We start from the raw sequence: 13,685 nt of genomic DNA on the forward strand, positions 1-13,685 counted from the left end.
CCGCCGGCTGTGGTGAGGACAACCGTACGAGCAACAGCACTCCAGCGCCGACTCCGGCACCCGCGGTCCCGGCACCCGCTCCCGATCCCGATCCCGAGCCAACGCGCCTGTCTCAACCTTGCCTGAGAAGATCGGTGGCGATCAATCGTGCGTCATGGCAAGCCCTTGCTGATGGCAGGCAACAAGGTCAGCCCAGCCACCGCCGTCCACCTGCTGCATCTGCAATACCGGAAGCTGGATACAAGCAGTCGCTTTCATGCCAGGCCGCATCCCCACGGGGCTTTTTGCTATTCAAATCAAGCAAAGACTGCGCAGAGGGTTTCTCAATTACGTAACAATAAGCGCCAGCGGTCGGTGTACCGCCCATGGGTTTCCATTCGCCGCAAGCCAAACGCTTGCGACCTACTAAACCGCCGTGTATCCGGACGGCGGTGGCTTTTTGAACGGAGCACTTAATGAAGCACTCTTTCGCTCGCCGTCAGGCCCTGCGCGGCTTGGCCGTGGCAGCTCTCGCCTCCTCCTCCTTGCTGTCCGCAGCGCATGCGGACACCCCTGCGGTGCTGCGCGTCTCGGCCATTCCCGACGAGGCACCGACCGAGTTGCAGCGCAAGTTCAAGCCCCTGGGCGAATATCTCTCGCAGGCCACCGGCATGAAAGTGGTGTTCACCCCCGTGTCCGACTATGCGGCCGTGGTCGAGTCCCTGGCCACCCGCAAGCTGGACCTGGCCTGGCTGGGCGGCTTCACCTATGTGCAGGCCAAGATCCGTACCAACGGCACGGCCATCCCCATCGTGCAGCGGGCCGAGGATGCGGTCTTCACCAGCAAGTTCATCACGGCCGACCCCGCCATCAAGACGCTGGCCGACCTCAAGGGAAAGACCTTTGCCTTCGGCGCTCCTTCGTCCACCTCGGGCAGCCTGATGCCGCGCTTCTTCCTGCAGCAGGACGGCTTGAATCCCGAAAAGGACTTCAAGACCGTGGCCTACTCGGGCGCACATGACGCCACCGTGGCCTTTGTGGCCGCAGGCAAGGCCGAGGCCGGCGTGCTCAACACTTCGGTGTGGGACAAGCTGGTCGAGTCCAAGAAGGTGGACACCAGCAAGGTGCGCGTGTTCGCCACGACGCCCACCTACTTTGACTACAACTGGACGGTGCGCGGCGACCTGGACCCGGCCATTGTCAAGAAGCTGACCGCCGCCTTCCTGGCACTGGACCCCAGCAAGCCAGAGCACAAGGCCATCATGGACCTGCAGCGCGCCTCCAAGTTCATCGCCACCGACACCAAGAACTACGACGGCATTGAAGCCGCCGCCAAGTCCGCCGGTCTGCTGAAGTAAGAAATTCAGCTTTTTTTGACTGCCAACGCTTATTTATAAAGCGTTGGCAGCTATTGTTTTCAGAGTATTCGTCTCATGAGCTTCATGCTGGACGATGTGGGCCTGACCCACAGCAACGGCTTTACCGCCCTGTCCCATATCTCCTTGTCCGCCATCCAGGGCGAGAGCATTGCGCTCATCGGCCCCTCCGGCGCCGGCAAGACTTCACTGCTGAGCACCATCGGCACAGCCCACCTGCCCACGACAGGTCGCATGCAGGTGCTGGGCCTAGCCGCGTCTGCGCAATCCACCGCCGGTGAACTCAAGGCTTTGCGCAGCCGCATCGGCACCGTGCACCAGGCCGCCCCCATTCCGCTGCGTCAACGTGTGGTCACGGCCGTGCTGGCCGGCAAGCTGGGTCAGTGGCCGCTGTGGAAGGCGCTGGCATCGCTGGCCTATCCTCAGGACATCGCGGGCGCACGCGAGGCTCTGGCCCGCGTGCAGCTCGAGGACAAGCTGTTTGCACGCTGCGACCAGCTCTCCGGCGGCCAGTTGCAGCGCGTGGGCATTGCCCGCGTGCTCTACCAGCAGGCCGGCCTGATTCTGGCCGACGAGCCGGTCTCGGCCCTGGACCCTGCACTCTCGCAGGCCACGGTGCAATTGCTGGTGCAGGAAGCTGCGGCGCGCAAGGCCACGCTGGTAGCCAGTCTGCATGCCGTCGATCTGGCGCTGGCCAACTTTGCCCGCATCGTCGGCGTACGCAATGGCCGCCTGGCCTTTGACCTGCCCGCCGCGCAAGTCAGCGAAGCCCAGTTGCAAGCGCTCTACGCCCATGCCGATGGCAGCCCGGCCGATCTGCCCACGCTGCACAACCGCCTGGCGCAGCGCGATCTCGCCAGCACCGCGCCCGCTCCCATCCAGGTGAACGCATGCCGCTAGAAATGGCCGAGCCCGCACGGCCATCGCGCCGCGACCCCTCCGCTCGCGGCCGCCTGAGCGGCCTGATCCTGGCCCTGGTCGTGCTCTGGCCCATGCTGCAGACCTCGGGCTTTTCGCTCAAGCCGCTATTCGACGCCGACAATCTCAAAGTCATCGGCGGCTTTCTCGCGCAGTTTCTGCCGCCCGAAACCAATGGAGAATTTCTGGCCTACCTGGGTCAGGCCACGCTGGAGACCCTGGCCATCGCCACGGCCGGCATGGCGCTGGCCTTCGTGATTGCCGTACCCATGGCCTATCTGTCCACGGGCGCTGCGCGCGAAAGGGTCACGCTCAACCCCATCGCCCGCAGCATGCTCACCATCCTGCGCGGCATTCCCGAACTGGTCTGGGCTCTGGTGTTTGTGCGCGTCTTCGGCCTAGGGCCCGCAGCCGGTGTGCTGGCCCTGGGCCTGACCTACGGCGGCATGCTGGCCAAGGTCTATGCCGAAATTCTCGAATCCACAGCGCCTGCTCCAGCCCACGCCCTGCGTGCCAGCGGCGCCGGTCGTATCCAGGCCTTGCTCTATGGCTTGCTGCCGCAGGCGGCCAAGGAGCTGACCTCCTACACCGTCTACCGCTGGGAATGCGCGATCCGTGCCTCTGTGGTCATGGGCTTTGTCGGTGCGGGGGGCCTGGGCCAGCTCATGGATCAGGCCATGAAGATGCTCAACGGCGGGGAAGCCGCCAGCATTCTGCTGGCCTTCATGCTGCTAGTGGCAGCCGCCGACCTGCTTTCCTGGTGGCTGCGTCGCGCACTCGACGCCGCGCCTGCCGCGCGCCCGCTGCCCTGGGGCTGGCGAAGCAGCACATTTGTGCTGACTGCCTGTGCGGCGCTATGGGCCAGCCTGCGGCTTCTGGACATTGATTTCTCGGCACTGTTCACGAAAGATGCGGCCGCCAGCATGCGCGACTTTGTACGCGGCTTTTTTCCGCCCGATCTGAGTCAGCCCTGGCTGCTCAGGGTGCTGCAAGGCATCTGGGAGACCCTGGCCATCTCCATCGTCGGCACCTTGCTGGCCGCGATCGCGGGCCTGCTGCTGGCCCTGCCACGCTGGCGAGCGCCGTGGAATGTGCTGCTCAATGTGCTGCGCTCGGTGCCCGAGCTGGTCTGGGCCACTATCACCGCGCTGGCCGTGGGCCTGGGCCCGTTCGCCGGGGCCCTTGCCCTGGCCCTGCACACCAGCGGTGTGCTGGGTCGCCTGTTTGCCGAGGCCTTGCAGAACACACCGGCGGCTCCCGCCAATGCGCTCAAGCTCAGCGGCAGCAATCGCCTGCTGGCATTTTGCTATGGCACCCTTCCTGGCGCCGCGCCGCAACTGCTGGCGTACACGCTGTACCGCTGGGAGATGAATATCCGCATGGCGGCGATTCTGGGCTTTGTGGGAGCAGGCGGGCTGGGCCAGCTGCTGTATTTCGAGCTTTCGCTGTTCCACTATGCCCAGGCCAGCACCGTGATCATGGCCATGCTCTGGCTGAGCATCGCCGTGGACTGGAGCAGCGCTGCCTTGCGCCGCGCCATGCGTTGAGACGGCTGCGCGCCGCGACTGATCGCACCGCGAAGAGCAGTGCCGCTTCACACGCCCAGAGGCAGGTCGGCTTTTTTCAGCGTACGCAGCACAAAGCTGGACTGGCTGTGGCGTATGCCCTTGATCTTGTAGAGCTTCTCGCGCAGCAGGCGCTCGTAGTCGCGCGTGTCCTTGACGACGATACGCAGCAGATAGTCGTATTCGCCCGAGACCAGATGCGCTTCCACGACCTCGGGAATGGTGGCAAGCACCTCGCCGAACTTTTCCAGCGTGTTGTCCGAATGGCTGTCCAGCGTGACCATGACCAGCACCGAATCGGCCAGCCCCAGCGCCTGCGGATTCAGACGTACGGTATAGCCCTCGATCACACCGGCCTCCTCCATCTTCTTGATGCGGGCCCAGCATGGCGATGCACTCAGGCCCACGGCTGCACCAATGTCCTGCAGGCTTGCGCGTGCGTTGGCCTGCAGTGCAGCAAGAATCTTTTTATCCAAGGTATCCATATTCATGAATTTACCGCCAAAAATTCAATCACAGAAAATTTTTCTGTAGCAAAGCTGTATTCGCAGAATTTCAAGTAACATTTTCTGCGCCGCTGCATGCACACTTGAGTCCATGGAAGCACGTTTACCGACGCCGCAAAACCATTCAACATACCGCGCCGTTTACCGTCAGCATCCGGTTGGTTGATCCGCAACACGCCTACGCAACAGGCCGCATCACTCAAGCACAGTGATGCGGCCTGTTGATTTTTGGAAGCCTCCATCGTCCGGGCCAGCCGCTGCTGCGTAAAAAAACCCAGCCGGATTTCCATCGGGCTGGGTTTCGGGAATCTGCCTGGCGCGCAAAGCACCTGGCGGATACGCTTGCTATTTACGGGGCTCGCTGCGGAGCAGCATCGGCTTGCACATGCTGGCGCACCTTGCTGACCTGGCTTTCGCTCACATCCGAAGCCTGATTGCCCCAGCCTTTGCGCACGAAGCTGGCCAGTGCAGCCACTTCACCGTCGGTAAGGCGGTCGGCGTAGCCCTGCATCACCAGATGCATGGGACGGCGATCCGTAGCGGGCGAGGACGCGCCCTTCAGAATCACCGACACCAGCGGGCCGGCATCCTTGCCCAGCACCATGGCATTGCCTTGCAGCTCGGGGAAGATCTCGGGAGCGCCCTTGCCGCTGACAAAGTGGCAGGCTGCGCAGTTGTCGAGATACAGGCGCGCCCCCAGAGGCATGTCGGGAGACGCGGATTTCAGCAGTTGGGCCGTGGCCTCGCCGGCTCCATCCGCCTTGGCAACCGCAGTGCTGCGAGGGCCTGGCGTGGCCACTTTGTCAGGGGCTGCATCTGCGGCCTGGCCGTCCATGGTCTTGAGGAACCGGGCCATGGCATTCAGATCGGCATCGGTCATGTACTGCATGGAGTGCTCGACCACCAGCGCCATTTCTCCGTTGGCCACCGCATGGGCATTGCGGCCGGTTGCCAGATAGGCAGCCACCTGCTCGGTCGTCCATTGCTGAACACGCGAGTCCTTGCCGCGCAGCGCGGGAGCAGACCAGTCGTCCACCATGCCGCCGGCCAGGAAGCTGGCGTCGGACAGGCGTGTGCCCTTCTGCGCCATGAAGGCAGTGCGAGGGCTGTGGCAGGCTGCGCAGTGACCGGCGCCTTCGACCAGATACTGACCGCGAATCTGCTGGTCGTCACCGGCCATGGGCTTGAAGTCAGCTTCACCCGACAGAGCCAGCCAGTTCCAGGCGCGGATGCCGAAGCGCATATTGAACGGGAAGCTCAGGCGGGTGGCCTGCACCGCGTTTCTGACGGGCTTGACCTCGGTCTGGAGGTATTCGAACAGCGCACGGATATCGCTTTCCTTCATGAAGCGATAGTTCTCGTAGGGCATGGCCGGGTACAGCTGCTGGCCATGACCACCGATACCGTCCACCATCGCGGCGCGGAACTGGTCCAGCGTCCAGCTGCCGATGCCGGTTTCCTTGTCCGGCGTGATGTTGGAGGACCAGATCGTGCCCATGGGGCTTTCAATCCCGCGACCGCCGGCCATGGGCTCGCCACCCTTGGCGGTGTGACAGGCCATACAGTCACTGGCGCGCATGACGTATTCGCCACGACCGGCTTCGGCCTTCCAGTCGGCGGCCAGCGTTTCATTCGCCGGTGTCGGCTTGAACGGCAGGTAGATCAGCGCCAGCGCCGACACAATGCCCAGAACGATCAGCGCAATCAGAATGCTGAGGATTTTCTTCATGTCTTGCTCCTCAGACCAGCGGACGCGGGTTTTTCAGATACATGGTGCGAATCGCATGCAGCGTCCAGTACGCCAGGCCACCGACCATGCCGGTAGGGTTGTACTGGGTGTTCTGTACGAAGTTGCCGGCGCCGAAGACGAACACGTTGTGCTTGTCCCAGGCCTGGCAGTAGCGATTCACCACGCCTTCCGTAGGCTTGTCGGACATGATGTGCCCCCCGGTGTTGTGCGTGGTCTGGTAGGGGCGCACGTCGAACTTGGCACCGATATTCTTGAAACCCGACTGCAGCAGATCCGGCTTCATGGCATTGCCCACCTCCTCGGCCTTGATCTTCTGGTACTGGGTCATGCGAAGGTCGTTGTCCTGCCAGTTGAAGGTCATGCGCATCAACGGTCGGCCATGCGGGTCCCGGTAGGTAGGGTCCAAGTCCAGATGGTTGCTGCGATAGGACATGTGCGAGCCGTGCGTACCGATCGACATGGAGCGGCCATACCACTCGCCGATGCCCTTCTTCCATCCTGCGCCCCATCCCGGTGTGCCCTTGGGCAGGGGCATGGATCGGATGGGCTGGCCATTCATGGTGCCCACGCGCCAGTAAGCGCCGCCGATGAAGCCCAGCTTGCCGAAGTCGTTCTGGTTGATGCCGTAGTCGTCGATGCACATGCCGTTGGCGCCGTGACCGATGAAGGGGTTGAAGTTCTCCTCCCTGAAGAACAGGGTCACGCCGCCATTCATCTGGTAGGCGTAGTTCTTGCCGGTCACTCCGGTGTTGGTCTTCGGGTCGTAGGGCTTGCCGATGCCGGAGACCAGCAGCAGGTGCACGTTGTTGAGCTGATAGGAAGACAGGATCACGAGATCGGCAGGCTGGAACACTTCTTCGTTCGTGTTGGAGTCGAAGTAGGTCACGCCGGTTGCGGTCTTGCCGTCTTCAGCGCTTTCCACCCGCAACACCTCGCAGTGCGTGCGATAGGAGAAGTTCTTCTTGCGCTTGAGGGCATCCAGCACCGCGGTCTGAGGAGAGGACTTGGAGTACTGATAGCAACCGAAGCGTTCGCAGAAGCCGCAGAAGTTGCAAGGTGCCATCTGCATGCCGTAAGGGTTCACATAGGACGTGGACGCAATGCCGGCGGGCGCCGGGAACGGATGCAGGCCCATGCTCCTGGCGCAGGCTTCGAACTTGCTCGCATCGTAGGTCGATGGCAGGGCGGGCATGGGGTACTCCTTGGAGCGCCAGCCTTCAAACGGATTGCCTCCGGCCTGGATCTGGCCTTTGAGGTTGCCAGCCTTGCCCGAGACGCCGGCCACCTCGTCAAACCGGGTGAAGAAAGGTTCCAGCTCGTCATAGCTGACGGGATAGTCCATCAGGTTCATGCCTTCCGGAATGATGGACTCGCCCCATTTCTCCTTCACGTAGCTGCGCAGCTTGATTTCCTCGGGCTGGGGGCGCCACAGCAAGCCGTTCCAGTGCGTACCCGCGCCGCCCACGCCATTCGCAGGCAAGAAAGACCCCATTGATCGGTAAGGCAGAGCGATTTCGCTGTCGTCGCGGCGCACCGTCACGGTGGCCTGGCGTGGGTGCTGCATGTTCTTCAGGCGCACGCCATAGGTCAGCTCATCAATCTGGTTGGGATACTTGAATTCGGGCACCGTGTTCTGGTCCCCGCCGCGCTCCAGCGCCACGATTTCCAGACCTTCCGCCGCCAGCTCCATGCCGGCGATGGAGCCGGTCCAGCCCAGGCCGACGATGACCACGTCTTTCTTCTTTTCAATACGTGCCATGACTCAAGCCCTTTCGCCCTTGATCGATACCGGCCCCAACGGGTACTTCACGTTGTGCTGGTCAACCCATTCGGCATAGCTGGCGCGCGCGCCCGGAAAGCCGATGTATTTCCACGATTGCATGCCGTAATTGCCGCCATGCACGGGGTCGGCGAAGTAGCCTTCCTTGGTGTTGGCCAGCAAGGTGGCGAAGAAGAAGCTCAGTTCCGGCTCAAGCCTGATCTCGCCTTTTTGCAGCGCAGTCAGGGCTTCGTCCTGCTGCTCGGCAGTCAGGCTCCTGAACTCCTTGCCAAAGCGTTCTGTGCAAGCCGCATTGAAGGCCGGAATGGCCTTGCGATAGAGCTGAGCGGGGTTCAGAGGCGACTGCCAGCCACGATCGGGGGTGGCCGCAGGATCATGCGGGCCATCCATGTACCAGATCTCGGCAGTGCCGTAGTAGCCCTTGAGCTGGCGGTCGATGAACACCGGCACATGGGCTTCGATCGCTCCGGGGCCCTCCCCATCGGAGGGAATCAGGCGAGCGGTTGCAGCCAGAACGAAAGCCCACTCATCCGCATTGAAGTACTCGGGCCTGTATGCATCCAGTGCGAGCGACGGCTCTTTGGAATTGGCACGCATTGCAACGGCCGCTCCAGCCAGCGCGACGCCGGCACCGGAGGCGAACAGAAACGATCTGCGGTTGGGTGGGGAGAAGTTGGACATTTGCGATTCCTACATCGTGTGAACCTCGGTCATGCACAGACGGTTGCACGATGCACGAGCGTTCAAGTTTTTGAATCGGCGGCCGGTCAGAATCCCGGCTGCAGGATGCAGGCCTCAGGGCAAATGCCCGCAAAGCGGACACTCATCCGCAGAGCCAGACCCTGCTGCAAACCGCCTTCACAATTTGATAATAGTTGCGCTATCAAGTATTTGTGTCGGTTCAGCACCTTGCCTGCGAGTAGGCCGTGGTCTTTCACTGGAGCGATAAGCTCGGGTTTCCACTTAGGGATAGGACATGAGACTGTCATCCATCGGCCCAAGAATGTCACGACCCCAAAGACAGCCCGCACCGGGGCCGGACACCATGCACGGAAGAAGGCCAGGGCTGACCGGTCACCATGGCGCGGGAGACTGCAGCTCACAGCACTGCCCTGCATCAGGCATCCGGAGCCCTTGGCAGAGAAAACTGGAATACAGCGCCCACGCCGTTGCCATCGACGAGATGGATGCCGACCCCGTGCAGCTCCAGCATCTGGTGCACGATTCTCAAGCCGAGCCCCCCGTCGCGGCGGGCGCCCCCGACCGTGAACGGACGCCTGAACAGGCCCTCGCGCAGCTCTGGCGGAATGCCTGGGCCTGTGTCGCTGACTGTCACCTCCAGCTCCTGCCCCACCCTTCGGATGCCGATACTGATGACCCCACCCTCGGGGGTGTAGCGCAATGCGTTGTCCAGCAGGTTGCTCAGGACTCGCTCCATCATTCCCAGATCTGCACGAACTGCGGGCAACCGCGGTGCCAGATCCGCGCGCAGGACGACATGCCGAGACTCTGCGGCCAGCTCGAACTTCTGGAAAACGTCCTGCACCAGATCCGGCAGGGAGAACGATTCGAGTTCGGGCTGCACAAAGCCATACTCCAGCCTCGCCAGCTCGAACAGGCTTTGGGACAGCGCAACCACCCTTTGACTCTGGTCGAGCGCAATGGCCAGGTAGCGTCTGCGCTCTGCAGACTGCAGGCTTGCATCCTTGAGCAGCAAGGTCTCCAGATAGCCATGCAACGACGACAGCGGCGTGCGCAGATCGTGGGAAACATTCGCGATCAGCTCCCGGCGCTCCTGATCCTGCCGCCTCAGCGCCTGCCATTGCTCGCTGATGCGCAGCACCATCTGCCGGTAGGCCGCATCCAGTACGGCAATCTCGTCGCGGCTGTGGTCGCCCGGCTCCGCACCACGCGCCGGCAACTCCGGCGGAACGCCGTGCATGTCGAACTGCCGCACCGACGCGGTCAGACGCCGCAAGGGCCGTGTGATCAAGGTGAAAGCCACAAGACCGGCAGCCAGGCATAGCAATCCCACCATGCCGATCGACAGCAGCGCGGTCTTCAGCACCGCATCCGCCGAACCTCTGGCGGCAAGCAGATCATGGGCCTCGCCGAGCAAGACCACATAGATGAAACCGACCTCCCTCCCGTTCACGCTCAACGGCGCTGCACTGAAGACCTTGCGGCCATCCCGGCTGCGGGGATCGTCCCCCAGGATGGGCAGCATGTGACCATCGATAAATCGGTGGACCGGCTCCAGATCGACCCGGTCGCGGCGCAAACGTCCTTCGGGGGCTGCATGAGCGGCAATGCGCCCATCGGGCTCCAGCAGATAGACTTCCACGCTGGGGTTCACCATCATCAGCTGGCTGAACAGATTGCGCACCGTGCTCGGCATCAAGCCGTTGCCATCCGTCAACTGGGCATCGCGGGCGATACTCTCGGCAACGTCTCGGGACAAGGCCTGCACCACCTCCAGTTCATGCATGCGGCTGGATCGCAACTGCAGCCACGCGGAAGTGCCGCTGCAGACCAGCAGCAGCAGGGCAAACACGATCGCCAGCCTCTGCGTCAGGGTCAGATTCATTCGCCCACCCCGGCTTCGGCAAACTTGTAGCCTCTCCCCCAGACCGTGAGAATTCGCGTGGGCTGTGCAGGATTGACCTCTACCTTGGCACGAAGCCGGTTGATATGGGTGTTGACGGTGTGCTCGTAGCCCTCATGCTGATAGCCCCAGACCGCGTTGAGCAGGTCCATGCGCGAAAACACCTTGCCAGACTGGCGGGCAAAGAAATACAGAAGATCGAACTCGCGGGGCGTGAGGTCGAGAGGTCGACCGTTCAGGCTCGCACTCCTGGCCACCGGGTCCATGAGCAGCCCGTTGACCGACAGGCTGCCCGACTCCAGGCGCGCGCTTTGAGCCAGCGCGTCGACCCGGCGCAGAAGCGCCTTCACCCTGGCAACGAGTTCCAGCACGGAAAAAGGCTTGGCCAGATAGTCGTCCGCGCCGAGCTCCAGTCCCAGAATGCGATGCACCTCGCTGGAGCGGGCGCTGATGATGATGATCGGCGTGTAACGCGTCATGGCGCGCGCACGTCTGCAGATTTCCAGTCCGTCCACTCCGGGCAGCATCAGATCCAGTACCAGCGCATCCCAGCCTCCACGCTCCAGATGCGCCAGACCGTCGTCTCCCCGGGCGCAATGCACGACCTCCAGCCCTTCGTCCCGCAGATGGAGCGAAAGCAGATCGGCGATAGGGGTGTCGTCCTCGACCAGCAGAATGCGACGGGCAATGGTCATGGGTATTCAGGTCTCCGGGGCAGTTGGTGCAGCACGGCGGCGCAGTGCCGCCTGATTTCACATTGTGCTCAAACTGCTCGCGGGGAGTTATCACGTTTTTTTTAACTTTGCGTGAGGACTTCGGGACCCCCACTTCCTAAGCTCGATGCCATCGAACCCTGAAAGCCGATGCCATGACCACCCGACGCCACATGCTGCTGGGCACCGCAGCCTCCGCCGCTGCGCTCTGCGCCGCAACGCTCCACCGCCGAGCCACTGCGGCGACCGAGTCCTTCGAAATCAGCTACACCGACGCCCAGTGGCGCGCCCGGCTCAGCCCCCAGCAATATGCCGTGCTGCGCCAGGAGGCCACGGAGCCTCCGGGCAGCAGTCCGCTCAACAAGGAGCACCGCCCAGGCACCTTTTCCTGCGCCGGCTGCTCATTGCCCTTGTTTGCCTCCACTACCAAGTTCGAAAGCGGCACCGGCTGGCCGAGCTTCTGGAAGCCACTGGACAATGCCGTCGCCACCCGCAAGGATCGAAGCTACGGCATGGTGCGCATCGAGGCCCACTGCCGGCGCTGCGGCGGTCACCTCGGCCACGTCTTCGAGGACGGGCCGCCTCCGACAGGTCTGCGCTACTGCATGAACGGTCTTGCACTGACTTTCGCGCCCAAGCCCGCTTGAGGAGAAACAGTCCATGCTGCTGATCGTCCTTGCCTATCTGGGCGGCGTGCTGACCATCGTCAGTCCCTGCATCCTGCCCGTACTGCCCTTCGTGTTCTCTCGCGCGAATCAGCCCTTTGTGCGCAACGGCCTGCCATTGCTGGCTGGCATGGCGCTGACCTTTGCCGTCGTTGCCTCTCTCGCAGCCGTAGGCGGCGGCTGGGTGGTGGCTGCCAATCAATATGGCCGCTGGCTGGCTCTGGCGCTGGTGGCCGTTTTCGGGCTGACCCTGTTGCTGCCGAATCTGTCGGAGCGGCTGACCCGTCCATTGGTGACTGCCGGCTCGCGCCTTTCCGAGTCGGTACAGCAAGACGGTACGCCGAAGATGGCCTCCTCCGCGTTGCTGGGAGTCGCGACGGGACTGCTGTGGGCTCCATGCGCCGGGCCCATTCTGGGACTGATACTGACCGGCGCTGCCCTGCAGGGCGCCAATACGACCTCAAGCTTGCTGCTGCTGGCCTATGCCGCCGGGGCAGCGACCTCCATGGCTGCGGCTTTGCTGCTGGGTGGCCGGGTATTTGCCGCGCTCAAGCGTTCGCTGGGTGCCGGTGAATGGGTGCGACGCGGCCTCGGGGTAGCCATGCTCGCGGGCGTTGCCGCCATTGCACTGGGAATCGACACCGGCGTGCTGGCCCGACTGTCAACGGCATCCACCGGCAGCCTGGAACAGAAACTGGTCGAGCACCTGAACCAGCCGCAGAGCGACGACCAGCTGGCCATGCGTGGCAACCCGGGCATGATGATGCAGGCACCATCCCTTGCACCTACTGACGGGGCTGCCATGATGGCCGCGGGAGCTGCAATGCGCATGAGCGGGCCGTCCAGCACAGCCCTGGCCCTGCCCGATGAGGGCATCGCGCCGCCCCTGGACGGTGCAACCCAATGGCTCAACTCCAAGCCTCTGGGTGAGCAGGACCTGAGAGGCAAGGTGGTGCTGGTGGATTTCTGGACCTACTCCTGCATCAACTGCCTGCGCACTCTCCCCTATGTGAAGGCCTGGGCCGAAAAATACCGCGACCAGGGTCTGGTCGTGATCGGCGTGCACGCACCTGAGTTCGCCTTTGAACGCGACATCGGCAACGTGAGCAAGGCCATGAAAGATCTGGGCATCAGCTATCCGGTGGCCGTGGACAACCAGTATGCGATCTGGCGCGCCTTCCGCAACCAGTACTGGCCTGCTCATTACTTCATCGATGCCACGGGACGCATCCGCCATCATCACTTCGGCGAGGGCGGCTATGCAGAGTCTGAACGGGTGATACAGCAGCTTCTCAAAGAAGCGGGCAGCACCCGTTCGGCCATGGGCCTGACGCAGGTGGATGCAGGAGGCGTGCAACGGGCCGCCAGCATGGATGAGGTCGCCTCGCCCGAAACCTATCTGGGCTACGAGCGCGCCGAGAACTTCGCCTCCACCCCCAAAGCCGTGCACGACAAGACGACCACGTATCTGGAGCCGCGAGAGACCAGGCTGAACGCCTGGGGTCTGGGCGGTCAATGGATGGTGGGGCCGGAAAGCGCATCGCTGACCGGGCCATCGGGGCGCATCGTCTACCGGTTCAAGGCCCGTGATCTGCACCTGGTGCTAAGCCCCGGCCCCGATGGCAAACCGGTGCGCTTCAAGGTCAGCATCGACGGCAAGCCACCCGGCGATGCCCACGGCGTGGACGTGGCAGCCGACGGCAGCGGCACCGTCACCGGGCAACGTCTCTATCAGCTGGTGCGCCAGTCCGGTGCCGTTGCCGAGCGGACCTTCAGCATCGAGTTTCTTGACAGCGGCGTTTCTGCCTACGCCTTCACTTTCGGATAA

12 protein-coding genes are annotated in these 13,685 nt (G+C 63.0%); 5 read left to right on the forward strand and 7 right to left on the reverse strand.

What is annotated here, in order from left to right:
* Nucleotides 1–455 precede the first annotated feature (455 nt).
* From E2583_RS02605 to phnE, 3 genes are all read left to right on the forward strand, one after another.
* Nucleotides 456–1,337, forward strand: a complete 882-nt coding sequence (locus E2583_RS02605; protein WP_003054247.1) for a putative selenate ABC transporter substrate-binding protein — start codon at nucleotides 456–458, stop codon at nucleotides 1,335–1,337.
* A 75-nt stretch (nucleotides 1,338–1,412) separates the two neighbouring features.
* Nucleotides 1,413–2,255 (forward strand): phosphonate ABC transporter ATP-binding protein, encoded by an 843-nt coding sequence (locus tag E2583_RS02610; RefSeq protein ID WP_291592945.1) that lies wholly within the window; start codon nucleotides 1,413–1,415, stop codon nucleotides 2,253–2,255.
* Complete coding sequence (phnE, locus tag E2583_RS02615) at nucleotides 2,246–3,820, forward strand: phosphonate ABC transporter, permease protein PhnE (protein ID WP_291592948.1); 1,575 nt, start codon at nucleotides 2,246–2,248, stop codon at nucleotides 3,818–3,820. Before E2583_RS02610 ends, phnE begins: the two co-directional genes overlap by 10 nt.
* 47 nt (nucleotides 3,821–3,867) lie before the next feature.
* On the opposite strand, the gene E2583_RS02620 is transcribed toward phnE, so the two are convergent.
* The 7 genes from E2583_RS02620 to E2583_RS02650 form a co-directional block, all read right to left on the reverse strand.
* Nucleotides 3,868–4,323, reverse strand: a complete 456-nt coding sequence (locus E2583_RS02620) for an Lrp/AsnC family transcriptional regulator (RefSeq protein ID WP_003054244.1) — start codon at nucleotides 4,321–4,323, stop codon at nucleotides 3,868–3,870.
* 2 nt (nucleotides 4,324–4,325) lie between these two features.
* Nucleotides 4,326–4,634 (reverse strand): hypothetical protein, encoded by a 309-nt coding sequence (locus E2583_RS02625; RefSeq protein ID WP_291592949.1) that lies wholly within the window; start codon nucleotides 4,632–4,634, stop codon nucleotides 4,326–4,328.
* Nucleotides 4,635–4,693: 59 nt separating this feature from the next.
* The gene (locus E2583_RS02630; protein ID WP_291592951.1) at nucleotides 4,694–6,073 is read right to left on the reverse strand and encodes a cytochrome c; all 1,380 of its coding nucleotides are present in this window, start codon (nucleotides 6,071–6,073) and stop codon (nucleotides 4,694–4,696) included.
* A gap of 10 nt (nucleotides 6,074–6,083) precedes the next feature.
* Nucleotides 6,084–7,853, reverse strand: a complete 1,770-nt coding sequence (locus E2583_RS02635) for a GMC family oxidoreductase (protein WP_291592953.1) — start codon at nucleotides 7,851–7,853, stop codon at nucleotides 6,084–6,086.
* Between the two features lie 3 nt (nucleotides 7,854–7,856).
* Nucleotides 7,857–8,555: a gluconate 2-dehydrogenase subunit 3 family protein gene (locus E2583_RS02640; protein ID WP_291592956.1), complete on the reverse strand. Its 699-nt coding sequence runs from the start codon at nucleotides 8,553–8,555 to the stop codon at nucleotides 7,857–7,859.
* Nucleotides 8,556–8,991: 436 nt separating this feature from the next.
* Nucleotides 8,992–10,461, reverse strand: coding sequence for a HAMP domain-containing sensor histidine kinase (locus E2583_RS02645; RefSeq protein WP_291592957.1), 1,470 nt, complete (start codon nucleotides 10,459–10,461; stop codon nucleotides 8,992–8,994).
* A complete protein-coding gene (locus E2583_RS02650; RefSeq protein ID WP_291592959.1) occupies nucleotides 10,458–11,174 on the reverse strand; it encodes a response regulator transcription factor in 717 nt (238 codons plus the stop codon). Before E2583_RS02650 ends, E2583_RS02645 begins: the two co-directional genes overlap by 4 nt.
* A gap of 173 nt (nucleotides 11,175–11,347) precedes the next feature.
* Between E2583_RS02650 and msrB the strand changes: the two genes are divergently transcribed.
* Both msrB and E2583_RS02660 read left to right on the forward strand, forming a co-directional pair.
* On the forward strand, nucleotides 11,348–11,839 hold the full coding sequence (gene msrB / locus E2583_RS02655; RefSeq protein ID WP_291592961.1) for a peptide-methionine (R)-S-oxide reductase MsrB: 492 nt from the start codon (nucleotides 11,348–11,350) through the stop codon (nucleotides 11,837–11,839).
* A gap of 13 nt (nucleotides 11,840–11,852) precedes the next feature.
* Nucleotides 11,853–13,685, forward strand: a complete 1,833-nt coding sequence (locus tag E2583_RS02660) for a cytochrome c biogenesis protein DipZ (RefSeq protein ID WP_291592962.1) — start codon at nucleotides 11,853–11,855, stop codon at nucleotides 13,683–13,685.

The sequence above is a fragment of the Comamonas sp. genome (assembly GCF_009360615.1).
In the GTDB taxonomy this organism is placed as follows: Bacteria; Pseudomonadota; Gammaproteobacteria; order Burkholderiales; family Burkholderiaceae_C; genus Comamonas.